The sequence below is a fragment of the Ruegeria sp. BHSA163 genome, from assembly GCF_059613365.1.
Genome location: NZ_JBXWSJ010000005.1, coordinates 106,005 through 128,777, shown reverse-complemented (window position 1 = coordinate 128,777; position 22,773 = coordinate 106,005). Strand labels below are relative to the sequence as shown.

General features: G+C 51.7%; 24 protein-coding genes. 7 read left to right on the top strand and 17 right to left on the bottom strand.

The window, feature by feature from the left end; translation table 11 throughout:
• Positions 1-2: 2 nt before the first annotated feature.
• The 4 genes from AC2FNV_RS04445 to AC2FNV_RS04430 all read right to left on the bottom strand — a co-directional run bounded on the left by AC2FNV_RS04445 (position 3) and on the right by AC2FNV_RS04430 (position 4,496).
• A complete protein-coding gene (locus AC2FNV_RS04445) occupies positions 3-1,358 on the bottom strand; it encodes an amidase (RefSeq protein WP_170607584.1) in 1,356 nt (451 codons plus the stop codon).
• On the bottom strand, positions 1,355-2,719 hold the full coding sequence (locus AC2FNV_RS04440) for a TRAP transporter large permease (protein WP_170474583.1): 1,365 nt from the start codon (positions 2,717-2,719) through the stop codon (positions 1,355-1,357). The genes AC2FNV_RS04445 and AC2FNV_RS04440 overlap by 4 nt, the downstream gene beginning before the upstream one ends.
• Entirely contained in the window at positions 2,712-3,320 is a 609-nt protein-coding gene (locus tag AC2FNV_RS04435) for a TRAP transporter small permease subunit (RefSeq protein ID WP_170474581.1), read from the bottom strand. Before AC2FNV_RS04435 ends, AC2FNV_RS04440 begins: the two co-directional genes overlap by 8 nt.
• Before the next feature lie 81 nt (positions 3,321-3,401).
• Entirely contained in the window at positions 3,402-4,496 is a 1,095-nt protein-coding gene (locus AC2FNV_RS04430; protein WP_170474579.1) for a TRAP transporter substrate-binding protein, read from the bottom strand.
• A gap of 245 nt (positions 4,497-4,741) precedes the next feature.
• Between AC2FNV_RS04430 and AC2FNV_RS04425 the strand changes: the two genes are divergently transcribed.
• The 6 genes from AC2FNV_RS04425 (at position 4,742) to AC2FNV_RS04400 (ending at position 10,436) form a co-directional block, all read left to right on the top strand.
• Positions 4,742-5,575 carry an IclR family transcriptional regulator gene (locus AC2FNV_RS04425; protein WP_170607582.1) on the top strand — a complete coding sequence of 278 codons (834 nt, stop codon included), beginning with the start codon at positions 4,742-4,744 and terminating at the stop codon, positions 5,573-5,575.
• A gap of 509 nt (positions 5,576-6,084) precedes the next feature.
• Positions 6,085-7,083 carry an aldo/keto reductase gene (locus AC2FNV_RS04420; protein ID WP_170610977.1) on the top strand — a complete coding sequence of 333 codons (999 nt, stop codon included), beginning with the start codon at positions 6,085-6,087 and terminating at the stop codon, positions 7,081-7,083.
• A gap of 157 nt (positions 7,084-7,240) precedes the next feature.
• Positions 7,241-7,879 carry a glutathione S-transferase family protein gene (locus AC2FNV_RS04415; protein WP_170607578.1) on the top strand — a complete coding sequence of 213 codons (639 nt, stop codon included), beginning with the start codon at positions 7,241-7,243 and terminating at the stop codon, positions 7,877-7,879.
• Positions 7,880-8,079: 200 nt separating this feature from the next.
• Complete coding sequence (locus tag AC2FNV_RS04410) at positions 8,080-8,496, top strand: VOC family protein (RefSeq protein WP_170607576.1); 417 nt, start codon at positions 8,080-8,082, stop codon at positions 8,494-8,496.
• A gap of 72 nt (positions 8,497-8,568) precedes the next feature.
• Positions 8,569-9,495 carry an MBL fold metallo-hydrolase gene (locus tag AC2FNV_RS04405; protein ID WP_170607574.1) on the top strand — a complete coding sequence of 309 codons (927 nt, stop codon included), beginning with the start codon at positions 8,569-8,571 and terminating at the stop codon, positions 9,493-9,495.
• Positions 9,492-10,436: an MBL fold metallo-hydrolase gene (locus AC2FNV_RS04400; RefSeq protein ID WP_170607572.1), complete on the top strand. Its 945-nt coding sequence runs from the start codon at positions 9,492-9,494 to the stop codon at positions 10,434-10,436. Before AC2FNV_RS04405 ends, AC2FNV_RS04400 begins: the two co-directional genes overlap by 4 nt.
• Before the next feature lie 281 nt (positions 10,437-10,717).
• On the opposite strand, the gene hemA is transcribed toward AC2FNV_RS04400, so the two are convergent.
• The 13 genes from hemA to AC2FNV_RS04335 form a co-directional block, all read right to left on the bottom strand.
• A complete protein-coding gene (gene hemA, locus AC2FNV_RS04395) occupies positions 10,718-11,941 on the bottom strand; it encodes a 5-aminolevulinate synthase (RefSeq protein WP_170607570.1) in 1,224 nt (407 codons plus the stop codon).
• 1 nt (position 11,942) lies between these two features.
• Complete coding sequence (locus AC2FNV_RS04390) at positions 11,943-12,377, bottom strand: DUF302 domain-containing protein (protein WP_170474556.1); 435 nt, start codon at positions 12,375-12,377, stop codon at positions 11,943-11,945.
• 81 nt (positions 12,378-12,458) lie between these two features.
• Positions 12,459-13,721: an NAD(P)/FAD-dependent oxidoreductase gene (locus AC2FNV_RS04385; protein ID WP_170474553.1), complete on the bottom strand. Its 1,263-nt coding sequence runs from the start codon at positions 13,719-13,721 to the stop codon at positions 12,459-12,461.
• Between the two features lie 24 nt (positions 13,722-13,745).
• Positions 13,746-14,453 carry a c-type cytochrome gene (locus tag AC2FNV_RS04380; RefSeq protein ID WP_170607568.1) on the bottom strand — a complete coding sequence of 236 codons (708 nt, stop codon included), beginning with the start codon at positions 14,451-14,453 and terminating at the stop codon, positions 13,746-13,748.
• A 2-nt stretch (positions 14,454-14,455) separates the two neighbouring features.
• Positions 14,456-15,514 (bottom strand): c-type cytochrome, encoded by a 1,059-nt coding sequence (locus AC2FNV_RS04375; protein ID WP_170607566.1) that lies wholly within the window; start codon positions 15,512-15,514, stop codon positions 14,456-14,458.
• The gene (gene soxC / locus AC2FNV_RS04370; protein ID WP_170607564.1) at positions 15,498-16,769 is read right to left on the bottom strand and encodes a sulfite dehydrogenase; all 1,272 of its coding nucleotides are present in this window, start codon (positions 16,767-16,769) and stop codon (positions 15,498-15,500) included. Before soxC ends, AC2FNV_RS04375 begins: the two co-directional genes overlap by 17 nt.
• 63 nt (positions 16,770-16,832) lie before the next feature.
• Positions 16,833-18,530 (bottom strand): thiosulfohydrolase SoxB, encoded by a 1,698-nt coding sequence (soxB, locus tag AC2FNV_RS04365; protein WP_170607562.1) that lies wholly within the window; start codon positions 18,528-18,530, stop codon positions 16,833-16,835.
• Positions 18,531-18,617: 87 nt separating this feature from the next.
• The gene (soxA, locus tag AC2FNV_RS04360; RefSeq protein ID WP_170474538.1) at positions 18,618-19,463 is read right to left on the bottom strand and encodes a sulfur oxidation c-type cytochrome SoxA; all 846 of its coding nucleotides are present in this window, start codon (positions 19,461-19,463) and stop codon (positions 18,618-18,620) included.
• Between the two features lie 70 nt (positions 19,464-19,533).
• Entirely contained in the window at positions 19,534-19,863 is a 330-nt protein-coding gene (gene soxZ, locus AC2FNV_RS04355; protein WP_170607561.1) for a thiosulfate oxidation carrier complex protein SoxZ, read from the bottom strand.
• A gap of 34 nt (positions 19,864-19,897) precedes the next feature.
• Positions 19,898-20,314 (bottom strand): thiosulfate oxidation carrier protein SoxY, encoded by a 417-nt coding sequence (gene soxY, locus AC2FNV_RS04350; protein WP_170474532.1) that lies wholly within the window; start codon positions 20,312-20,314, stop codon positions 19,898-19,900.
• A 46-nt stretch (positions 20,315-20,360) separates the two neighbouring features.
• Complete coding sequence (soxX, locus tag AC2FNV_RS04345; RefSeq protein WP_170607559.1) at positions 20,361-20,837, bottom strand: sulfur oxidation c-type cytochrome SoxX; 477 nt, start codon at positions 20,835-20,837, stop codon at positions 20,361-20,363.
• A 131-nt stretch (positions 20,838-20,968) separates the two neighbouring features.
• Positions 20,969-21,547 carry a thioredoxin family protein gene (locus AC2FNV_RS04340; protein WP_170474526.1) on the bottom strand — a complete coding sequence of 193 codons (579 nt, stop codon included), beginning with the start codon at positions 21,545-21,547 and terminating at the stop codon, positions 20,969-20,971.
• A 14-nt stretch (positions 21,548-21,561) separates the two neighbouring features.
• Positions 21,562-22,302: a cytochrome c biogenesis CcdA family protein gene (locus AC2FNV_RS04335; RefSeq protein ID WP_170607557.1), complete on the bottom strand. Its 741-nt coding sequence runs from the start codon at positions 22,300-22,302 to the stop codon at positions 21,562-21,564.
• Between the two features lie 80 nt (positions 22,303-22,382).
• Here AC2FNV_RS04335 and AC2FNV_RS04330 point away from each other — a divergent pair, with 80 nt between their 5' ends.
• Entirely contained in the window at positions 22,383-22,757 is a 375-nt protein-coding gene (locus tag AC2FNV_RS04330) for a thioredoxin domain-containing protein (protein ID WP_170607556.1), read from the top strand.
• The last annotated feature ends 16 nt before the right edge of the window (positions 22,758-22,773 follow it).

The window sequence follows — 22,773 nt, the reverse complement described above, 5'->3', positions numbered from 1 at the left end:
AATTATTCTCCCTTGTTTTCTAGTGACCTCAGGCGGCGTTGGACCCATGAAGCGGTGCGCAAAAGACGGTCGTCTTCTTCAACTGCGCCAATCAGTTGAACGCCGATCGGCATGTCGTTCTGGCCAACAAGCAGAGGCAGCGTGAGGCACGGCAAACCAGCTAGCGTCCAAGTTAGACAAAATACAGAATCTCCGGTGTGCCCCTCAACAATCGGTACCGCCTCTCCTGTCGCCGCCGGCGCAAGGATTGCATCAAAGTCATTGAAGTACTCTGCGAAAAAGTTTTGAGCAGAACCCATGACCGACAGGGCATCTTTATACTGCGCCTCGCTGATTTCTGCGCCACGGCCGATCGCGGACCGCATCTCAACACTGATTTCAGGCCAATGATTCTCTGAAATTTCAGCCATATTCTGGCGAATCTCATAGTCGTAAATCGTTTTGTGAACATCAACGAGATCGGCCAATTGAGGCGACGCCGAAAAACGTTCGACCCGACCACCGAGGGCGTCAACTACGGCATTTATTCCTTCAACAGTATCTGCATCCAAACGATCATCGAATGGAAAATTAAGCCAAGCAATGTTCGGCTCCACTGGCACCTCTGCCTGAGCCCCTTCAAGCATGTTCGCGCGTGGTCGTGCAAAACTGACTGGGTCGTTTTGATCATAGCCGGACACGACATCCGTCAGCAACGCGATGTCTTCAAGCGAGTTAGCAAATCCCCCCACATGATCCAATGACACTGACGTCCGAAAGACCCCACTTCGAGAGATCGTTCCACGGGTCGGCTTAAAACCATAGACCCCGCAGAAAGAAGCAGGTCGTATAACCGACCCGCCAGTCTGCGTGCCAATTGCCAACGGGACGTGTCTGGCTGCGACAGCTGCGGCAGACCCACTCGAAGAACCGCCGGGACTTCGGGCTGGGTCAAAAGGATTGCAGGTGTCAGCCGGGTGCATAAAGGCGAACTCAGTGGTTTTGGTTTTACCCATGATTACCGCACCGGCTTCGCGTAGATGTTCAACTATTCTGGCATCCGAGGCCGGATGACGGCCCGCAAAAATCGGAGTGCCGCACTCCGTGGGCATGTTTCTTGTGTCGACTATATCCTTCAATCCGACGGGTACACCATGCAATGCCCCGGTGGCCCTTCCGGCCTTGCGAATACGATCCAGTTCACGCGCCTGACCAAGCGCTTCACTGGCATCTATGTAAGCCCAGGCACGAATTACTCCGTCCGTTTCTTCGATCCGTTTAAGGCAGGCCTCAACTAAAGCCTCTGAAGAAATTCGCCCAGCTTGAATAGCCTCGGCGGCTTGAACCGCCGAGAAAAGCGACAAGTCGTGCTTGGTCATGGAACCCATACCCCGAACAGGTAATCAGGAAACCAAAGCGCTATGCCTGGAAACTGATACATTAGCACCATGCACAGGATCACGATGGCCAGATAGGGCATCAGACCTTTGAATATCTCCATCAGCTGTATCTGATTTTTTAGAACGCCCTTCAGGTAGTAAGCTGACATTGCCATAGGCGGTGTCAGGAAGGAGGTCTGCAGATTAAGAGCAACCAGCATGGCGAAGAAATATGGATTTACCCCGAATGTTTCCAACATCGGCAGGAAAATTGGCACAAAAATGATCAGGATCTCCGACCACTCAAGCGGCCAACCCAGCAAGAAGATGATTAACTGAGCAAGGACAAGGAATTGCCAGGGTTGCAGGTTCATTCCAACCACCCAATGCTCGATCACGTCATGGCCGCCAAGGTACGAAAAGATGGAGGCGAAAGTCCAAGAGCCAACGAATAGCCAACACACCATTGCCGTAGCCTTGGCAGTCAGAAAGACGCTCTGTTTGACCTTGTCCCAGGACAATGACCGATAGAGCATCGCCAGAACCAATCCTCCCAAAGCGCCCATTGCGGCCGCTTCAGCAGGCGTCGCCAGGCCGCCAAGGATTGAACCGAGAACCAACATTATCAAAACGGTCAGTGGCACGAAGGAAATTAAAAGATCCATATAGATCTGCCGCCGGGGCGGAATGTCCTCCTCCTGCGGTTTTGGTGCCAACGCCGGATTCAACCAAACGCGCACCATCACATACACGATGTAAAGCCCCGCAAGCATCAGCCCGGGAAAAACCGCCGCAGCGTACAAACGCAGCGGTGATAGTTCGGCAATAGCGGCATAAACGATCAGCATAATCGACGGTGGGATCAAAATTCCCAATGTCCCTCCGGCGCAGATAACACCAGAGGCAAAACTCCGCTGATACCCGGCGTTGGCCATTGCCGGATACGCAAGCAAGCCCATTAGAGTAACAACCGCACCAACTATTCCAGAAGCAGTAGAAAACACAGCGCAGGTTAACAGTGCTGCAATAGCCAACGATCCCGGCAAATTTCGGGCCGCCATGTAAAGCGAAAAGAACAAACGATCGACGATGTTCGCCCTTTCGACCACGTATCCCATAAACAAGAATAACGGAATGGCGACGAGCGTGTCGTTTTCCATCACCGAATAGGTATTCTGGTTCAAGAGATAGAAGATGTTATTGTTGAAGATGTCCGCGATGCTTTCAGGCGCAGCTTGGTAATACGCGTAGTAGCCAAAGCCCACACCCATCGCCAAAAGCGTAAACGCAATTGGAAAACCTAAAAGAACCAGCACAATAAAGAGGCTCAGCATCAAGATGGCGACCTGAGGATCAGTCATCGCTTTGGCCTCCTTGTTTGGTGCCAGTTGTCCGAATCCTGTCAATTGTTTCTTCCATCAACATGTCTTCGGTTTCGCGCACGTCATCCAGTCGCTCAAGCCAAACGCCATTCCTCATCGCCAACCAGCAGCGCGCCATTTCGGCAAGACCTTGCAGCATGAGAAGAAAACCAGCGACCGGGATCAGAGTTTTGAAGAAATAGATTTGAATTCTTGCAGGGCTATTCCAGCTGACTTCTTCATATCGCCAGCTATCCTTGGCTATTTCCCATCCGTACCAGAACAGGGCGAACATGCCCGGGAAGAAAAAGAGGATGTACAGAACGAAATCGACCCGCGCCTGCCAGCGGACAGTGAAAAGCCGGTAAAGTACGTCCCCTCGTACATGGGCGTCTTGGGCCAAGGCATAGGCACCGGCCATCAGAAACAGCGCGCCATACATCTGGACCATCATATCGAACGCCCAGACGGTTGGCTTGTTAAGCACGTACCGGACGAACACTTCGTAAGACACAGAAAGTGTCAGAATAAGGATGCACCATCCAAAGGCCTTGCCTACCCATTGGCTTAGCCCTTCGATCGCGTGGATTGTCTTGATCAAGGTCAGTTCCTCGCCTGTTCCGCCCGGAGTTCAGGAAGCCGCGCTACAGCGCGGCTTCCCACTTCTGGTTGCCCCAAGACCTCAGCCGAAATAGTGCTTGTAGGCCAGCTTGTAGTCAGGCTGGTTCAGGTTGAGGTAATTCATTACCGTCTTCGCGTAAGCCTTTTGGCTATCGACAACTTTGGCAAAGAACGGGTCTTCGTTCGAGATACGCTCAACGACCACATCCCAAGCATTTAGCTGCGCTTGCATAACGCTATCAGGAGTACGGTAAACGTTAACGCCCTGCTCCTCTGCCAGCGTTACCAAATCTTCGGAGTAACGCTTGGTATTGTTCCAATAGAAGTTGGAGTTCTCGGCCTCGGACGCGTATTTAAGGATCGCCTGAAGCTCCGGCGCAAGTGCATTATACTTGTCCTTGTTGAAGGTAACTTCAAAGAATTCCTGGCTCTGATGGAACGAAGCAAGGTGGTAGTGTTTGGACACATCTTGCATTCCGAAGTCGCGGTCCGAAGTTGGGTTGTTGAATTCTGCCGCGTCAATAAGGCCAGACTTCATTGCAGGCTGGATTTCACCACCAGGCAATTGAACAACGGACATACCCATTTCCAGCAGAACATCTGCCGCAAGTCCAACCGTCCGGTATTTCAAACCGTTCATTTGGTCGGCACTTGTGATCTCTTCTTTAAACCATCCCAAAGGCTGAGCGGGCATAGGAGAGTTGAAGAAAGAAACGACATTCAACCCAAGTATTCCCATCAGCTCGTCGAACAGTTCCTGTCCGCCGCCATAATTGACCCATCCCAGAACTTCCTGGCTTGACCAGCCAAAGCAAGGCCCGGTGCCAAACAGAGATGCTGTTTTGGACTTGGAGTACCAATATGCAGGAACATAATGCGCTGCATCCAGAACGCCGCGGTGGACAGCGTCCTGCATCTGACTGGTTTTGACAACCGAGTTTACCGGAAGCAGTTCAATAGTCAGCTTGCCACCTGACATCTCGTTAACCCTATTCACATAGGATTGAGCATTTTCCAAAAAGATGCCGCCGCCCCAAGCGGCTTGCATTTTGAGGTTGGTCCCCTCCTGCGCGTGAACTGCAGGTGCGGCGAGTGCGCCGGCGCCAACGACAGCTGACCCGCGCAGAAAACTTCTGCGGTTTAAAGATTTTGTCATGTTTCCTCCCTTGACTGGGCCCAACCGATTTCGCATCGGCTCTGGCACCGATCCGCCCTCCAGCGGATACCCACGACGATAAGCCAGAATTCAAAATTTTCAAAATTTTTTGGAAATTCCGTCGATAAGGAAACCGAAAATCTCCTAACCAATTATAATTTAACAAAAAATATTTTTTCATTTTTTCGGCCTAGCAGACGAGCTAGAGTCTGCAGTGTACAACCTGAACATTGGTTACAGCGATTATGAACGAACACAGCAGCACAACACGTCGAGGAAGACCTCGCCTGAAAGGAAATGAGGTAAAATCCGTAAACTCACCTGTCGTCGCGCTTGATCGTGGTATTCGAGTCCTGGTTTTTCTAGCAGACGCCAAGGCTGCCACTCCGGCTGAAATCGTCAAAGCAACGGAAATCCCGGCACCGACCGTGCACAGAATACTGAACACACTTCGGCAACGCGGCATGGTTGCGCTCGACGAAGAACAAGGTAAGTGGCGGATTGGACCCCAGTCCTACCGGATTGGCAGCACCTTTGAAGAAGGGTCAAGCCTTCTCGAAGCCGCTCCGTCAGTGATGAGGACGCTTGCCAAGGAGACCGGTGAAACTGCGAACCTGGCAGTCCAAGAAAGTGGCAAGCTGCTTTACCTAATCCAAATTGAGTCTGAAAATCCGATCAGAGCCTCGATCAAGAACGGGATGGCGGCCTATTTTCATACATCCGGAGTAGGAAAAGCCATAATGGCATTTATGGAAGAGGCCGAACTAGAAGAGCTGATGGCGCAGCTGACTTTAGTTCGTCAAACATCAAACTCTATTCACGACACCCAGCATTTGAAGGCGGAGCTGTTAAAGTCTCGTCAAAGAGGATGGGCCCTCGACGATGAAGAACGTTTCTTGGGCATGAGATGTATCGCTGCCCCGGTTTTTGACTCGCTTGAAAATGTTGTCGCTGGAGTTTCAATCTCTGGACCCATCACAAGGTTTCCCGACAGCAAACTTGAAGTACTTGCGGGGTCCGTAATCGAAGCTGCGAACAAGATTTCTGAAAGGCTCGGGAACACATCACTGAGAAGTTGAGCATGTGGGGGCCATTTTAAGCTGTGCTTCTTAGTAATTTTCGCCTTTCTGATCATGCTTCCGACTTCGGCAGCTAAGTTCGTCAGCGATGCAATGACTTGCCGGATGTCCTTGTCCGCGCATTCGGTGATAATTCTGGGTCGTGTAAATGAACAGTAAGGGAAGAAACCGGGCAGCAAACAATGCATCTGGTACATGTCTAGCAAAGTTGTTGTTATCGCGTCTGGCAATGCTCCGGTACGCATGCAATCATTCTTGGGTGACAGGAGCGCTGCGGATGATTACTGAAATTGTGACATTTGAGATGCCAAATGGGATGGGGCGTAATCGCGTTATCGAACTTTTCGAAGAAAGTACAAAAATTTGGCGAGCCCACCAACCTTTCGATATTTCGAAACACCTGTAGTTGTTCAGAACCGGTCCCTAACCGGTTAGGGCGACGGAAACGCTGTTTTCCAAGGGCGCAAGGGCGCGTCAACTTCACTGATAGCTAAGAAACAGAGGCAAGTATGCAAAAGCGAAAGTTAGGCGTGGATGGGCCGGATATTGCTGCCATTGGATACGGTGCGATGTCGTTTTCTGACATGTACGGGCCCACAAATGAAACCGAAAGCCATGCCATACTGGATGCGTGCCGCGATCTGGGTGTTACACATCTCGACACGGCGAACGTCTATGGTATGGGCAAGTCGGAAAAAGCCATTGGAACGTACCTTAAAGCCAACCCCAGTGCGCGTGCCGAGTTTGTCATCGCGACAAAAGCATCGATCACAAGGGATGACAAAGGAAACCGGTTCTTCGATAATACTTTCGAACATCTTGAGGCAGAGCTTGATAAATCGCTGCGACGACTCGGCGTGGAATGTGTGGACTTGTTTTATGCTCATCGTCGTGATCCTCGACTGTCACCAGAAGAGACCGCAGCCAACCTTGGTCGATTGGTTGAGAAAGGAAAAACTCGGGCAATTGGTCTATCAGAAGTGGCCCCTTCGACATTGCGCCGCGCAATGAAGGCGTTCCCGATCGCAGCTGTTCAATCTGAATATTCGCTTTCTACCCGATACCCCGAACTAGGATTAGTGCAGGCCTGCGCAGAACTCGGCGTATCAATGGTTGCGTTCTCTCCCGTTGGGAGGTCACTCTTGACCGACAACCCCATTCCACGGGAACGTATCAAAGACCTGCCTTTTCTCGCCGAAAATCCGCGTTTCATTGAGCCCAATCTTTCAGAGAACATGATGTTATTGGAAAAATTTAGAAGTCTCGCTTCAGAAATGGGAACGTCGGCAGCAGCGCTAGCCAATGCATGGTTGCTATCCAGAGGCACTCACGTAATTCCGATACCGGGAACACGCTCTGTCAACCATCTCAAAGAATGCCTGGCCGGCGCTGATTTGAAACTGTCAAAAGGTGATCTTCAGAAAATTGACGCTGTTCTGCCACCAGGATGGGCGCATGGTGACCGCTATTCTAGTTCACAGTGGATCGGACCAGAACGGTATTGCTGAGCCTCAAGCAGAAAAATTCGTGCACCAGTCCACTTCAAGATGGGCAGCCGACCATTCTAATGAGGAACGCTTAATTTACGATGTACCGCCGTGCTGGTGCTGCGGCCATAATGACTTACTATCCATTTATGCAACTCAGGTTGAGGAAAAATAAGCCTTGATAGATCTGTACACGTGGACTACCCCAAACGGCCGCAAAGTTTCGATCATGCTCGAAGAACTTGGCGTGGCTTATAATGCACATCCTATTGATATCTCGAAAGGCGAGCAGTTCGCCCCAGAGTTTCTGAAAATCGCGCCAAACAACCGAATTCCTGCAATCGCGGACCATGAAACAGGCATCAATATGATGGAGACTGGTGCCATAATGCTTTATCTTGCTGAAAAGTATGAGCGTTTCCTTCCTGAAGGCGACGAGAAGTGGCCAGCTATCGAGTGGTTAATGTGGCAGATGGGTGGCGTGGGACCGATGTTTGGTCAGGTCCATCATTTCGTGAAGTATAACCGTGGCAAGTCAAGCTACGCAGAAGAGCGATACTCGACTGAAGCAAAACGTTTGTATGGTGTTTTGAATACGCGGCTCGAGGGTCGCGATTTCATAGCTGGTGCTGGGCGCGGCGAATACTCGATTGCTGATATGGCCACGTGGCCTTGGGTTTCACGCTTTGAATGGCAAGAGATCGACCTGAACGACTACCCGAATGTGAAAGAGTGGTACCTTCGCATCGCTAGCCGTCCGGCTGTGCAGCGCGGATACCAAGTTCCAAAATACACAACTGAGGTTCCAATGCCCTAAGTTTTCGAGAAGGAAGGGACTTATTTTAACCGGCGAGTGTGCAACTGCTTGGTGGGACAATATGAGCGAATGCTTCACTTGCAACAACACCCTTATTTCATAGCATCCAAGCGCTCATCCGTTGAGCCAATTGCTAAAATGCCTTAACTCCCTGCAGAAGCTTCGTCCAGATTGCAACCTCTCAGACAGGAACACGCCGAATGATTGCCTATGTCACTGTTGGAGCCGACGATATCGCACGGGCGGAACGTTTTTACTCAGCTTTCCTTCCGGCACTTGGGTATGTGCTAGAAGAGTATCATGGAGACTTAAGTTACGTGCTACCTTTGCAGCCGGATCAGCCTCCTACTCAGCCAGATTTCTACGTAAAATCACCGTTTGATGGCGGTCCGGCATCTGCTGGCAATGGGTCAATGGTGGCATTCGAGACGCGCAGCCAGAGGCAGGTGCGTGACCTTCACGATGCCGCGCTTGCTGCAGGTGGCTCTGATGAAGGCCAGCCCGGCTTTCGCGACTTGTATGGTGCTCATTTCTATGTAGGTTACCTCCGCGACCCTCATGGCAACAAGATTGCGCTTTTCTCCAACGATCCGAATGAACCTGGTAGAGACGAGTAGTCTAACCACCGAGGCACTCTCTAGCCTTCTTTCAGCGTTTACAAATTAATATATTCATTTTAATGATTGTATATGAGTGGGAATGCCCTTACCCGACGCGCTCTCTTGCGTCACGCCGCATGTCTGGCAACACTTGGCGTACAATCCAAGTTTGTACTCGCAGACATTCGACTCGGGTCATCAGCAATGGTTTCAACGTTATCGGACGGCTATTTATCTTTGCCGCCCGAGATGGTCTTCGGCTCAATGCCGAAAGACCAACTGAAAGAAATCTTGCGTCGCAATCAGGCGAATCTGAACACGTACGAGCCAGAGTGCAATATCGCGCTCTACCGGGACGGGAAAAACACTGTGATATTCGATGTTGGTGCCGGACCAGACTTTATGCCAACATCCGGAAAGCTTTCGGAAACTCTTGATGTCGTTGGATTGTCCCCGGATGAAGTGACACAGGTAGTTTTTACCCATGCTCATCCAGACCACATCTGGGGTGTTTTGGATGACTTCGACGATCCACTTTTTCCCAACGCTACTTATCACTTCGGCCGTAAAGAATGGGACTATTGGTGGGATCCTGCGACTGTGGACTCCATTGGTGCTGATCGCGCTTCTTTCGCTGTGGGCGCAAAACGGAGAATGGAAGCGATCGAAGATCAGGTCGAGTTTTTTGAGGATGGGCAGGAAATCCTACCTAAAATAGCCGCGCGGGCTAGTTTTGGGCATACGCCCGGGCATATGGCGTTTGAAATTCGCGATGGAAATGACGCGGTGATGATCGTCGGTGATGCGCTTGGTAACCCGCATGTCGCGTTTGAACGCCCTGATTGGCACAGCGGTACGGATCAAGATCCTGACACAGCTGCGACCGCGCGGAAGTCACTATTGGATCAAGTTTCCCACGAGCAAATGAAGATAATTGGATTTCACTTACCCGACGGTGGGATTGGTCGTGTGGAAAAGACCGGTTCGGCTTATCGGTTTATTGGGGAAACCTCATGATAAGGACTTTAGTAGTTGCCAGCACCGTGGCATTTCCAGTTTACGCCAGCGAAGACATTGCCGACCAATACCCACAAAGCGTGCTTTATTCAAAACCGATCGAGTACATCCCTGGTGTTTATTCTGCCATTGGGGCGACTGCGCCACCGACCTATGAAAACTCGGGCCATAACAACAACTTAACTTTCATCGTTACCGGTGACGGCGTGGTTGTTGTAAACGGCGGGGCCGCTTATGTACTTGCGGAGGCGCTTCATAAAGAAATTCAAGCAGTCACTGATCAGCCGGTGAAACTTGTCTTCAACGAGAATGGTCAAGGGCACGCGATGCTGGGCAACGCCTATTGGTCAGAACTCAGCATTCCAATCGTCGCCCACTCGGATGCGGCTGCTGAATTCGAGGAATACGGCCCCCAGATCCTTGCAGGGATGCAAAACTACAATGAAGACAAGGCAGAAGGAACTTTTTTGGCTGGTCCAACCGAGACCTTTGAAGATGAATACGTGGTTGAGTTGGGCGACTATCGCATTGAGGCAAGGTACCTGGGGCCCGCACACAGTCCCGGAGACATTTCGATTTGGCTACCTAACCAAAGCCTTGTCATTGCGGGCGATATGGCGTTTCACGAACGAATGCTGCCGATCTTTCAGGAAACGTACACTGCTGATTGGCTGGAAACGTGGGACAATGAGTTCGAGGCTTTGAACGCCACTTATGTGATCCCCGGTCACGGTCATCCGACAAACATGGATCAGGTGCGGCGCTACACGCGCGACTACCTGATATACCTGCGCGGCAAGATTCAAGAGCATATGGATTCCGGGGGTGATTTGACAGAGGCTTACTATGTCGATCAGTCCCCCTATGCCCATTTGGATACCTTCGAGGAACTTGCAACAAAAAACGCTGGCCGTGTCTTCGAACAGATGGAATTCGAATAAATCAAGATCGCCGAAAAACAGGCTTTCGCATCATCAGTCTATGCGCTGATCGTCTCGATCCACACATGGAAACTACGAGTCAAACCATCAAAAACTAGGTTAAACCGCCGGACAACCCAGAACTCACTACGCAGTCTCCTTCCATCATGGTGACGAACAAATGGCCAACAAACGCGCCGACAGGGGCCAAAGCACCATTCCCCAAAAATAATCCGTGAGAACTTACCTAGACAGAAATTCTCTCCTCTTCGTATGTTGGTCTTGGTCTTTTTCCCAGGTTTTTACTGTGCCGCGATTGGTTTGCGGGCCAGTTGGCATTGCGTCCAAAGATCGCCCAGCGCAGACACCAAACGATCTACATCTTCAGGGGAATGCACTGGCGATGGTGTAATACGCAAACGTTCAGTTCCTTTTGGAACGGTTGGGTAGTTGATGGGCTGGATGTAAATCCCATAATCGCGCATCAGTACGTCTGAGATGAAACGGCACTTGACTGGGTCGCCGACCATAACGGGGATAATGTGACTTGGGTTTTTGGTGTGTGGAATTCCCAGAGCATCCAACCTGTCCCTGACCTCACGCACGCGTTGCTGATGCAGGTAGCGCTCCTTATCGCTCTGCTTCAGATGACATATTGATGCTGCGGCGCCTGCAGCGACGGCCGGAGGCAACGCGGTAGTGAAGATAAACCCACTGGCAAAGGAGCGAATAAAGTCAACAAGGTCGTAGGACGCCGCGATATATCCACCGACGACACCGAACGCTTTGCCCAAGGTGCCTTCGATGACGGTCAGACGCTCCATCAAACCCTCGCGCTCGGCAATGCCGCCACCGCGCGGACCGTAAAGTCCTACTGCATGAACCTCGTCCAGATAGGTCATCGCGCCATACCGATCCGCCAGATCACAAATCTCTGCAATTGGAGCGATGTCTCCATCCATCGAATAGACGCTCTCGAACGCAATGAGTTTTGGAGCGTTTGCCGGCAGGTCCAAAAGTTGTTTTTCCAGGTCTTCAAGATCGTTGTGCTTCCAAATCCGCTTTTGACAGCGACTGTGGCGTATGCCCTCGATCATCGAAGCGTGATTCAATTCATCAGACAGAACTGTGATGCCGGGAATTCGGGACGCCAAGGTTCCCAAAGCAGCCCAATTGGATACATAACCAGAAGTAAACAGCAAAGCCGCTTCTTTTCCGTGCAAGTCCGCAAGTTCCCGCTCGAGAAGAACATGCTCGTGTGTGGTTCCCGAGATATTCCGGGTACCACCAGCCCCGGCACCGCAGTTGTCAATCGCCCGATGCATGGCAGCTAGAACATTTGGATTCTGGCCCATTCCAAGATAATCGTTTGAGCACCAAACAGTGACTTTCTCAGGGCCGGTTTCCGCGTGACTAAACGCCGATGGAAACGCGCCGCACTGCCGCTCCAGATCAGCAAAAACACGGTAGTTTCCCTCCTCCCGCAGTTGTTCCAACTGCTCGCGAAAATACTTTGGGTAATTCATTTCAGTTCCCGACCGCCTCTTCAACAATTCCCGAAAGCAGCGTTTCTACCTTCTCCATTGGCCCCTCGGGATAGCTTCGATAACCAACCATTACGCCGCCATCATCCTCGGCCACGAAAATACCGTAGGGACAGAACCCGATATTCATCGGGTCGGCTTCCATTACTTCACGGGAGATTTTTGCAGAGCAGAAGATGAAGATATCTGCTGACGAGAATATCTGTTTGGCGCTACCGACATCAGCACCCGTCCGGTTCAGCATGTCTCCAACGTGGCTGACATAGTCGATAACCAGTCCTTGCCCGACAATCGCGGACTCGACGGCAAACGTCGCATCGTCAAAAGTGCCGTCAAAAGGGACGGTGATGATCTCTTCGGCAAACGATTGACTTGCCAGCACAGCTAAGAACGCGGTCTTGGCGATAAAGTGTTTCATGATCATTCTCCTCCTCCTGAACCGCATCTTCACACGTTGCGTGATGGTGGCTTTGACATCGGTCAAAACCCCCAATTTTTGTTAACCAAACATGTCCGAAGTGATACCCGCGTACCAACCCAGCGACTCTTCGTATGTCGCCTTTCGAAGGTCTGCACCTTCGCCGGTCTGGCTGATAAACCCGTCCACTTTGGCGATTTTTTCGGCCGTCGCCTCGTAGGTAGCACCAACCTTGACGCCGTCATCCGCGTCAATGAGCGACCAACAGGTGTTAGAGAATTTGGCCGGAAATACTTTGGATCCGGTTAACGCACCTCGTACCGCGTTCGCGCAGACTTTCGCCTGACTGTTGGCTGAGAAACCAGATTTAGGCATATCGCCCTGTTGGCTTGCGTCCCCAAGAACATGAATATTCGGATCTGCCTTCGAGGACATGTCAGCGGCGTTTACCGGAGCCCAGTTGCCGTCGGTAACACCTGCCAATTCCGCAATACGCCCGGCTTTCATTGCCGGGATCACATTGCACACATCGACTTTGGTTTCCTCGCCGTCAATTGTCACGGTCATCGCATCCGGGTTCACTGATACATTGCCACCACCAAAGTCTTCTCCGATCCAGTCTACCATTCCCTCGTAATGGTTGGCCCACCCTTCCTGGAACAAAGCCATTTTCGAGAATTTCGCCTTGGGGTCAGCCACGATGATCTTCGCCGTCGGATTGTTCGCCTTTAGGACGTGTGCCACCATCGAAACCCTTTCATAGGGTCCGGGCGGGCAACGGAATGGATTCGGAGGAGCGACCATTGCAAAGGTACCACCTTCTGGCATTGCCATCACTTGTGCCTTGAGAAGTTCGGTCTGCGAGCCAGCCTTGTATGCGTGGGGCATCTTGTTCTGAGCGGATACGTCCCAACCCTCAACCGCTCCATCCACAAAGTCGATGCCAGGACTCAGGATCAGCTTGTCATAAGGAACAGAGCCACCCCCCGCCAAAGATACTGTCTTAGCGTCCCGATCAACACCCACAGCCCAGTCATGGACGACATTGACACCGTAGTTCGCAGCCAGCGTTCCATAACTGTGCGCGATGTCGGACAGTTCCTGAAATCCACCCAGATACAGGTTCGAAAAGAAACAGGTATAGTAGGTCCGCGTCGGTTCGATCAGAGTGACATCGATCTCGCCTTTGCTGTCTTTAGCGATGTAACGCGCCGCAGTCGCGCCGCCGGCGCCACCGCCAACAACTACGACACGTGGTTTACCTTGGGCCAGCACCATTGGCGCGGATAATCCAGCTGCAATTACCCCAGCTGTCCCAAGAAATGTACGTCTATTGAGTGTCATCGCGTTTCCTCCCATTTGGCACTGTCATTCTGGATTCTTGAAGTAGGCTGCTAACGCTGCAATCTCGTCATTGCTCAACCGTGCAGCGATCATTTGCATCACCGGATGTGGCCGCTGTTTGTCTTTGTAAGCGTGCATGGCGATTACAAAGTCCTCGTCCGGCCAGTACACGATAGAGGGAATGCCTTCGTCGCTTCCTTCTATTTGATGGCATGTCGTGCATTCGCTGCTGAGATAAGCACCGTATTCAGGGTCCCCCTGAATCGCCAGTATTTCCGGGTCCACCGAGTGATCGGTTCCTTTGGCCGTCGGATCCGCTTCGGGGATATCTCGCGGATTGTCCGAGAATATACGCAGATAGGCGATCACGTTCGCCCGTTCTTCAGCGTTTTTTAGTCCGGCAAAACTCATCCGTGTTCCAGACGCGAATGCGCGAGGATTTTCAATGTACGCCGAAAGAGTGTCCGCGTGCCATTCAAGGCCGGAATTTCCAGCGCGCACCAGGCTTTTGGAGTACTTAAAATCTTCTAGCGCTGCGGCCTTACGTCCAAATACCCCGTTAAGATGCGGGCCAATTTTGTTCTTGGCTCCCTCTCCAACTTGATGGCAGCCTTTGCATTTGGCGAAAACGATTTTGCCTGCGTCTGCATCGCCGAGGTTCTCTGTTGCGCTGGTCGCAGGTGCGAGAGCACCTAAGGCGGCAGCAAACATCAGTATGGTCGGCCAACGCATTATCAGCCTCCGAATGACTTGAGATAGACGATCACCGCTTGGATATCGTCTTCTTTTTTAAGGCCTGCGAAAGACATTCGCGTTCCTTTCATGTAGGCCTTTGGCTTTGCGAGAAATGCGGCCATTTCCTCGTCGTTCCAAACGAGGCCTTCGTCTGCAGCCGCCTTCATTGCTTTTGAGTATTTAAAACCTTCAACGGCACCGGCATTGGCTCCGATAATTCCATTCAAAGCCGGTCCAGTGCGGTGCTTGGCGCCTTCACCGACCTGATGGCAGGATTTGCACTTCTTGAAAACTTTCTCGCCGCTTTCAATCATCTCGGGATCAAGCGCAGCTATTTCTTCTGCTGCCGACTCTTCCTTTGCTTCAACTTCAACCTCCGCTGACGCTTCCTGAACCGTTGTCTGAGCCTCGGTTGCGTTTAATTCAGTCTCTTCCGGCGTTACGTCCAAAACAGCCGCTCGCATAGTGATTTCCACGCTTTCCTTGCAATCCTTCATACAAGGTTCGTCAGTCCAGAAATGCGCCTCTGAAGTGTCGCGGTCATCCACGATAAACCCTTCTGCATTAGGCATTTCAACTTCGAGGAAATTCTCATGCGACAGCGTGAATTCGTCATCCACAATATCATTGGAATAAAGGATATATGCCACCATCGCATAGACATCATCCGGCTCCAGTGACTGCGCATTTCCGAACGGCATCGAACGGTTCACATAATCCCAGACCGTTGAAAGATAGGGCCAATAGGAACCTACCGTCTTCAAGGGATCCTTGTCGGCAAGCGTTCCTTCTCCTCCCGCTAATTTGGGCCAATTGTCCACGCCCTCGGCGAAGTCACCGTGGCATATGGCGCATTGCTCGGCAAAGACCTCTTCCCCAGTGAAAACGTCACCTGACCCGTGCGGCAATCCAGTTCCATCAGGGGCGACATCCAGATCCCATGCCGCGATCTCTTCAGGCAAGGCAGGACGCCCAAGGCCAAACTTTTCTGCGTAAGCAGGGAACGCCATGCATAGACCAATCGCTGAAGCGGTAAATAACTTATGATACTTCGACATTTTCCGCCTCTCCACTTTCCTTGATCCACCAGGTCTGGATACAATTGTTGTGGTAAATCGAGTTTTCTCCTCGCACGTCTCGCAGCTGAGCTTTGGTTGGCTGGACGTAGCCCGAGGAATCTTTTGCGCGGGCCTGCAAAAGCATCTCCGAACCGTCCCAGTTGTAGTCCAGGTAGAAGCGGGTCAGCGCCTTGTCGGTACCCGGTGCTGCCAAACGCGCCGGCACCCAGTTCTTGCCTCCGTCCACGGATACGTCGACTCCTGTGATCGAGCCTCTACCCGACCAAGCCAACCCCGTAATCACTAGTGGTCCCGGACCATGTGTAATCGGCGCTTGCGGGCTGGGCGACGTGACAACGGACTTAGCGTCCATCACCCAAGACCATTTACGCGACGTGCCGTCTTCGAGTGTATCCGTATACTTAGATGTCTCTTCGCGGCTTTCGATTGCCATCTCGGTTACTTCGACCCTACGTAGCCACTTGACCCACATGTTGCCTTCCCAACCGGGTACCACTAAGCGAACCGGATAGCCGTGCTCCTTACGCAAGGCCTCTCCGTTGGCTTTGAAAGCAACCAGCACGTCGTCCATCGCCTTTTCCAACGGTATCGAGCGACCGTTGGACGATGCATCGGCACCTTCGACATAAATCCATTTTCCTGCGGGTTTGACTCCAGCCTCTTCCAACAATGTACGAAGTGGCACGCCGGAATACTCCATGTTGTGGATCATGCCGTGCGTGAATTGGGCACCGTTCAATTGCGCTCCCGCCCATTCCATTCCGGTATTCGCGGCGCATTCGCAGAAATAGACCCGGTTTTCACGAGGGAAGCGTTCAAGGTCTTCATAAGTAAAGACCAGCGGCGTATCGACGAGACCGTTAATCATCAAGCGGTAGTCTGGCTTGCTTAGTTCGATAGCGCCGGAATGGTGCCTTTCGAACGCACACCCCTGAGGTGTAATTGTTCCGTCCAACGCGTGGATTGGTGTGAAATTTATTGAGCTGATCGTGTCGGCGGTCAGCCATTCTACATTGCGCCGCACGACGTCCTTTTCGAATTGAATTGGCAACCCATAGGGTGTTGCGTCGACGCCTTCTCCAGTGGTCTGCGCCCACTCCTGAACCTGTGTAATCAGCGGGTCGGGGCTTGCGGCACGGGCCGCCCCGGAGCCAACTGCGCCTACTCCAACGGCTGCTGCGCCGCTCAGAAATTGGCGACGGGAAGTTGCCTTTCCTTTGGAGTTGTCACTCATTTGGTTTGCCTCCGTTACTCGATCAGCAAATCTTGTTTCTGATGTTCGTGTTGCAGCGCTGTATCAGGCGCCAATAACCTCGACCGATGTATTAGGCCCGACAGTTACGGTACCTTGGCTGCGAATGTGATTTTCGACGACATCCCAGATTGGGGGGCCTTCGGTGCCTTCGTTAACGCTGGCCCAACCTGCCACAATGTATGTCTTTGCTGGATCAATCGCCTCGCCGGTTTTGAGAAGGGTCATGTCGCTGATCCGCTGTCCCTGCGGCTTGGTCACGTCGATGCGATAACCAAGCCCACCGACACGAACCATGTCGCCGCCCTGCTGGTAGTAGGGATCAGGGTTGAACAGATTGTCGCCGACATCTTCCAATATTACGTGGATGAATTCACCCGTCATTTCAGTACGATAAGCATTTGGGTAGGTCATCGAAGTGACGTTCCAAATGTCTTCCCGCGTGATTTCCTGCCCCGGCAGGATTGACGGCCCCCAGCGAACCCCTGGCGACATAGCAATGTCCGCCTCACGTTCGCTGATCAACGCATCGCAGATCAGGTCATCCCAGGTTCCGTTAAAGTTGCCGCGGCGATAGAGTAAGGAGTCGGTTCTGCCGATCACCTCACTTAACGCCGTGTTGAATGGCGCCCGCTGTTCATCGATGAGAGCGGTGATCGCGGGATCAGGTGCGACAACGTCAGAAAAGATTGGAATTAGTTTATGCTTCAATCCCATCATCTGACCATCCCGAACATCCAAGTCGACCCGGCTGACAAATTTGCCATTGGAGCCTGATGCTATGATGTGTGTTTTACCCACCAAAACCGGCTCGGGCAGCGCATCATGGGTATGGCCGCTAAGGATCACATCGATCCCTTGCACCTGCCCCGCCATCTTTTTATCCACGTCGAATCCATTATGGCTTAGCACGACGACGACATCAGCACCGGCTTCTCGCACTTCGTCCACCATGGCCTGCATGTTTTCGTCGCGGATCCCAAAAGAGTATTCTGGAAACATCCAGCTAGGGTTTGCGATCGGCATGTATGGAAATGCCTGTCCAATGACGGCAATCTTGGAACCTCCGCGATCAAAGAACTTGAAGGGCTGAAACAACTCTGCTGGTTCGTCCCATTCCGCATCAAAAATGTTTTGACCTAGCGATGCAAATGGAAGACCTTCCACTATCTCGTTGACCCGTTCGCTGCCCAACGTGAATTCCCAATGGAACGTCATCGCGTCAGGTTTTAGTGCGTTCATGACATTGACCATGTCTTGGCCAGCGGTTTGATAGCAGGTGTAGGAACCGTGCCAGGTGTCGCCGCCATCCAGCAACAATGCGTCAGGACGGTCAGCCCGAATGGCGCTAATGACTGTTGAAACTCGGTCTAGCCCACCGACCCGGCCATAGGCTTTGGCCAGTGCCGCGAAGTCGTCGTAGGTCAACGCATAGGCCGATGGGCTTCCATCATCTATACCATAAGCCTTGCGGAACGCGGCGCCTGTCACATGCGGCATTTGTCCACGCGCGTTGCCGATACCTAGGTTGACCTCAGGCTCTCGAAAATAGATCGGCTTAAGCTGCGCATGAATATCCGTGACATGGATCAGGCTGATGTTACCAAAAGTTTCAAATTCAAGAAGTTGATCTTGCGTTAAGCTTTGCTGCGCAGCAAGTCTGGACCATTTGCCAAAACCGGAGGCGCCGTATAGCGCCGAAGCCGCCATTGAGACTTGGAGAAAATCACGTCGCGAAATCATCTACTGACTTTCCTTTGTCACATCTAAATGTGTGAATGTAAATGTCATCAAAAACCCGCGCCAGATATTTCCAGCGCGGGTGCTTCGTTATTGCCGCACAGCCGGAGTTTCGACCGAAAGCCCGTTGCCACGCGACGCCACGTAGAGTTCTAGCGCGCGGAATTCGTCCGAACCTTCGGCAAAAGTTTCGGCCCTGGTATCACGAATACAACCGCGAAACCGATTATGGCGCGAAATCAATTTGGCTTGTTTCAATCGATAAGTCGGGAAACCGTTGATCATTCCCTGACTCAAGTGATCTGCCCGGATCATGTTACCCCAGTTATCTTCGTGACAATTGGCGCAACTCAATTCCAACTGACCGTAACGGGTATAGTACATCTCTTTACCCTGCTCCCAATAAGGAGCAGCGGGGCCATCAATGGAAACGTTCATGGGCATTCCGCGCGATTGCAAGCCAAGCAATGCGACCATTGCCTGCATGTCTCCACCTGACCACTTCCATGGTTCCGCTTCCATTCGATCCGTCCGACACTTGTTAATCAGATCTTCCATAACAACTAGCTTGCCGCTTTCAGAATCGACCTTGGGCATTGACGCTTGCAGGCCTTGGAAGCTTTCGACGCCGTCGTGGCATGAGGCACAGCTTTCACCGGCCGCCCCGTCAACCGTTTCAAAAAGGTCGGAAGCCTGATCGACAAAAATCATTGCGGGATTGTCAAAATCATCAATCTGCAGTGCTTGGGTTTCATCTGTCCGGAAATGCCAACCTGAATAAATCTTGTCGAAATTTTCGACGTGCTCCGGCGCATCGGTAACCGAGATCATGTCCAGCTCGTCGTTAATCACGAGATTGTCGTCGTCCGGTCCGGCCACCGCCGCTATCGGTAAAGCCAGAAATGCCGCTATCGCCGTCATTGCCTTCATATTCATTGCATTCCTCCCTTGGTGGAGCAGCGCCAGAATTCGCAGCAAGCGCTGACCTGCCGTAGTGGTCGAGCCGTCAGGCGATCTCGATCGATTTTTTGGTGTCATAGACAGATCCGTCGTCGTCGTACCATGTGAAAACGAATTCCCCTGCTTCAGGCACGGTTGCATCGAACTGGAAGTACGGATTAGTCGAAATTGCCGGTTCCATCGTTACGTCAACAACGAGTTCTCCGTTAAACTCGCAGGTAAATCGATTGATGATCGAGCGAGGAATAACGTTGCCTTCTTTGTCTTTCCGCTGACCGCTTTCCATCTTGTGGCTGATCAGTGTTTTGATCGTGATCGTTTCGCCAGCAGCGGCTGTTTTTGGAACTTTGACGCGGGGTTTTACACCGGATGCCATTGGAAAATCTCCTGTTATTCAGGGTGCGTGGCGATCAGCCGCCGCAGCCTCCAATTGTCACTTTTACGGTCGCAGACGTCTTCGCAAAGCTGCCGTCCGCCATCTTGGCCACGGCAATGACATCCTGTGTTCCGGCAAGGCGGATACGGGTTGAAGCTGCTTGTTCAGCGGCCAAAGGGCCGAAATTAAACGTGGCGACGCCCGGTTCTGGGTTGCCAGCTGCAACAATCAGAATCGAAGCAGCCCCAGGTGCGCTGACTTCGATCGGCACTGTGTTCCCATTCTCAGCGATTTCCGGAGCCGTTAGTGTTACACCACCTTCGGTCATTTCCGCGCCACCGGTAAACGCGGCTATCGCATCTTCAGCCGCTGCATTTGCACGGAACGGCACAATTGTCAGGAACGCAGCTCCTAGACCGAGGGCCAGAGTCTCGCGACGAGAAAGATCCATTTTCAAACTCCTTTGAATTCTTGAAGTCTCACGCCAGAAGGCGGGATTATTCCTCTTTCAGGGTCGCTAGGAATGCGACCACGTCCTCAATTTCCTGCGCTGTGAGAATCGACGTCAAAGGTGCAGTCGGAGCTTTGCCCGTGTAGGCATCACCTGGACGGATATAGCCATCGTCCTTGTAAAACGCTGGCATAACCGTGCCTTCGAATGTCATCTTTGCGTTTGCGACCAGTCCACGAAGTTCCGCTTCGGTCCAACGATCGCCTGCGCCATCCAACATCGGACCGACTTCGCCATGAAACGGAATGTCGGCCAGTGCTGTGACCTCATGACAAGCTACGCAATTACCTTTGGATTTTTCACCAACAATGATCGCACCGCTTTCTGCGTCGCCGGCGACCCCGGTAAGCGATTCTTCTATGGCGCCATAGTCGTCATAGCTGACGTCCTTTGGGCCAGTCTCTGCCGCAAAGGCAGCACTGCCTGTTAATAGACAGGCCAAAGTTAAGAGTTTCAGCTTCATGATCCCTCCCATTTGCTACCGCGCCGACGGCGCATTGCGACCCAAAGCCCATGTGCACAGTAGTCCACGGACATGGTCCGTCGCAACATTAAATTCATTATTTTGAATTTTTTTATTTATAAAGAAGGCAGTCAATCTTGCGAAATATTGTTTCGCTCTTGAATGCGGCGTGCATGATAACGCTGAAAATCTTCATCGTTATCAAGTTCATAGCGTTTTTCGTTGACCCATGTAAAAAGATCTATAGTGGTTGCTTTAGAAAACGCCCCCGGCATCACAGCGACTGCAGACTCGATTGCCGTGACGCCCTCGGGTACGTCTTCGGGCAAAAATACAAGAGTTGGCGTGAACAAGATGCCCCATTTGCGCATCAGAGCCCGTTGTTCATTTTCATCACCATCGAAGTCGATGGCCGTAGTGCTTCCGTGCAAATCCAATTGAACTACAAAGAAGTTTTCTTCGATGTAAGAGGCGAGATCAGGCTGAGGGAAAACCTCCTCGTGCATCTTCTTGCAGTAAATGCAGCCTTGCTGCTCAATAAATAGTACCAACCGCTTACCTTCACCGGAAGCCTCGTCAAGATCCTCGCGAAGGTCTTTGAAAGTGTCACGCATCCACGGCGTTTTATGCAGACCGTCGTCGCCAAGCTCTGCGGCGGATACTATGGCTGCTAACAGGAATGGTATTAGAGATAGAAAAACTCGTTTCATGACATTCTCCCTAATCAGCCTATGGCTGCCAGCCAAGGCATGTAGTCCAACATCCACTGAGCGATGTAGTTGATGGAATTGGTTGCGATCAAAAGGCCGAAGAGGATCATAAGTCCGCCTATTGCTTTTTCTACTTTAGGCAGATGTTTTCTGAACCTCGCCATCCACTGCATGAACGGTTTTACCAGAAAGGCGGCAACAACAAAGGGTGCGGTCATTCCAACGCCATAAACGAACAGAAGCCCCGCGCCGCGCCAAGATGTATCCGTGCCTGCAGCCGTGAACAAAATAGCCGCCAACACTGGTCCAACACATGGAGTCCAGCCAAAGGCGAAAGCGAGCCCAAGAATGTATGCGCCAATTGGACTGACACTTGATGTATCGCCAACTTCTGCCCGAAACTGGCGATAAAGAAAACCGACGCGAATGGCCCCTAAGAAGTGCAAGCCCATTGCGATAATGATCGCCGCCGCAATCCATCGCAAAATGTCGAAATACTCACGAACCAACTGTCCAAAAACCGAAGCTGTTGCGCCGAGAGCCATGAAAATCGTAATAATCCCTGCCGAAAATGCAATCGCCAAAAGCGTCGCCTTGCGGCGGATGTCAGAGGAAATGGCTGAATCCGCCGCGATTTGCTCCATTCCGACGCCAGCCAGATAGCTGAGGTAGAAAGGCACAATTGGTAAGATACAGGGTGAAAGAAACGACAATAGCCCTGCGGCCAAAGCTCCTGCAAATGTAATATCGAGCATGGCCAAAATCGTCCTGACGCGTTATTATTCATACATTCAAAATTATAAAGATATAGTCCCGCGGTCAATCGGAGCTTGCAATGCGCCACTTACACTTGCTTTTACTTGCAATCACTTTGCTTGTTGCACCTGTTATCGCACGCGCCCAAATGACGCTACTTATGGCAGAAGAAGAGGGCTGTATGTGGTGTGAACGCTGGGATTCCGAAATTTCCCAGATCTATCCCAAGACACCGGAAGGTAAAGTGGCTCCGCTTCGCCGCATAGATATCCACAGATCTACCCCAGATGATATCGTTCTAGAAAAGCCACTTTTTTACACACCGACCTTTGTTTTGCTGGAAGACGGGCAGGAAATCGGTCGTATCGAAGGATATCCTGGGGAAGACTTTTTTTGGGGTTTGCTTGGTGTTTTACTCCGTGACGGAGGAGTAACGATTGAGACCTCTGGCTAAATTGAAACAAATTACA

Bases quoted from the DNA above. Each gene is read 5' to 3' on its own strand.
- soxB (WP_170607562.1), bottom strand. From the start codon at position 18,530: ATGATTTCGCGACGTGATTTTCTCCAAGTCTCAATGGCGGCTTCGGCG.
- AC2FNV_RS04440 (WP_170474583.1), bottom strand. From the start codon at position 2,719: ATGACTGATCCTCAGGTCGCCATCTTGATGCTGAGCCTCTTTATTGTG.
- AC2FNV_RS04375 (WP_170607566.1), bottom strand. From the start codon at position 15,514: ATGTCGAAGTATCATAAGTTATTTACCGCTTCAGCGATTGGTCTATGC.
- AC2FNV_RS04330 (WP_170607556.1), top strand. From the start codon at position 22,383: ATGCGCCACTTACACTTGCTTTTACTTGCAATCACTTTGCTTGTTGCA.
- AC2FNV_RS04430 (WP_170474579.1), bottom strand. From the start codon at position 4,496: ATGACAAAATCTTTAAACCGCAGAAGTTTTCTGCGCGGGTCAGCTGTC.
- soxX (WP_170607559.1), bottom strand. From the start codon at position 20,837: ATGAAGCTGAAACTCTTAACTTTGGCCTGTCTATTAACAGGCAGTGCT.
- soxC (WP_170607564.1), bottom strand. From the start codon at position 16,769: ATGAGTGACAACTCCAAAGGAAAGGCAACTTCCCGTCGCCAATTTCTG.
- AC2FNV_RS04410 (WP_170607576.1), top strand. From the start codon at position 8,080: ATGATTGCCTATGTCACTGTTGGAGCCGACGATATCGCACGGGCGGAA.
- AC2FNV_RS04340 (WP_170474526.1), bottom strand. From the start codon at position 21,547: ATGAAACGAGTTTTTCTATCTCTAATACCATTCCTGTTAGCAGCCATA.
- soxY (WP_170474532.1), bottom strand. From the start codon at position 20,314: ATGGATCTTTCTCGTCGCGAGACTCTGGCCCTCGGTCTAGGAGCTGCG.
- AC2FNV_RS04445 (WP_170607584.1), bottom strand. From the start codon at position 1,358: ATGACCAAGCACGACTTGTCGCTTTTCTCGGCGGTTCAAGCCGCCGAG.
- AC2FNV_RS04420 (WP_170610977.1), top strand. From the start codon at position 6,085: ATGCAAAAGCGAAAGTTAGGCGTGGATGGGCCGGATATTGCTGCCATT.
- hemA (WP_170607570.1), bottom strand. From the start codon at position 11,941: ATGAATTACCCAAAGTATTTTCGCGAGCAGTTGGAACAACTGCGGGAG.
- soxA (WP_170474538.1), bottom strand. From the start codon at position 19,463: ATGAATATGAAGGCAATGACGGCGATAGCGGCATTTCTGGCTTTACCG.
- AC2FNV_RS04400 (WP_170607572.1), top strand. From the start codon at position 9,492: ATGATAAGGACTTTAGTAGTTGCCAGCACCGTGGCATTTCCAGTTTAC.
- AC2FNV_RS04390 (WP_170474556.1), bottom strand. From the start codon at position 12,377: ATGAAACACTTTATCGCCAAGACCGCGTTCTTAGCTGTGCTGGCAAGT.
- AC2FNV_RS04335 (WP_170607557.1), bottom strand. From the start codon at position 22,302: ATGCTCGATATTACATTTGCAGGAGCTTTGGCCGCAGGGCTATTGTCG.
- AC2FNV_RS04405 (WP_170607574.1), top strand. From the start codon at position 8,569: ATGAGTGGGAATGCCCTTACCCGACGCGCTCTCTTGCGTCACGCCGCA.
- soxZ (WP_170607561.1), bottom strand. From the start codon at position 19,863: ATGGCATCCGGTGTAAAACCCCGCGTCAAAGTTCCAAAAACAGCCGCT.
- AC2FNV_RS04385 (WP_170474553.1), bottom strand. From the start codon at position 13,721: ATGACACTCAATAGACGTACATTTCTTGGGACAGCTGGGGTAATTGCA.
- AC2FNV_RS04425 (WP_170607582.1), top strand. From the start codon at position 4,742: ATGAACGAACACAGCAGCACAACACGTCGAGGAAGACCTCGCCTGAAA.
- AC2FNV_RS04380 (WP_170607568.1), bottom strand. From the start codon at position 14,453: ATGCGTTGGCCGACCATACTGATGTTTGCTGCCGCCTTAGGTGCTCTC.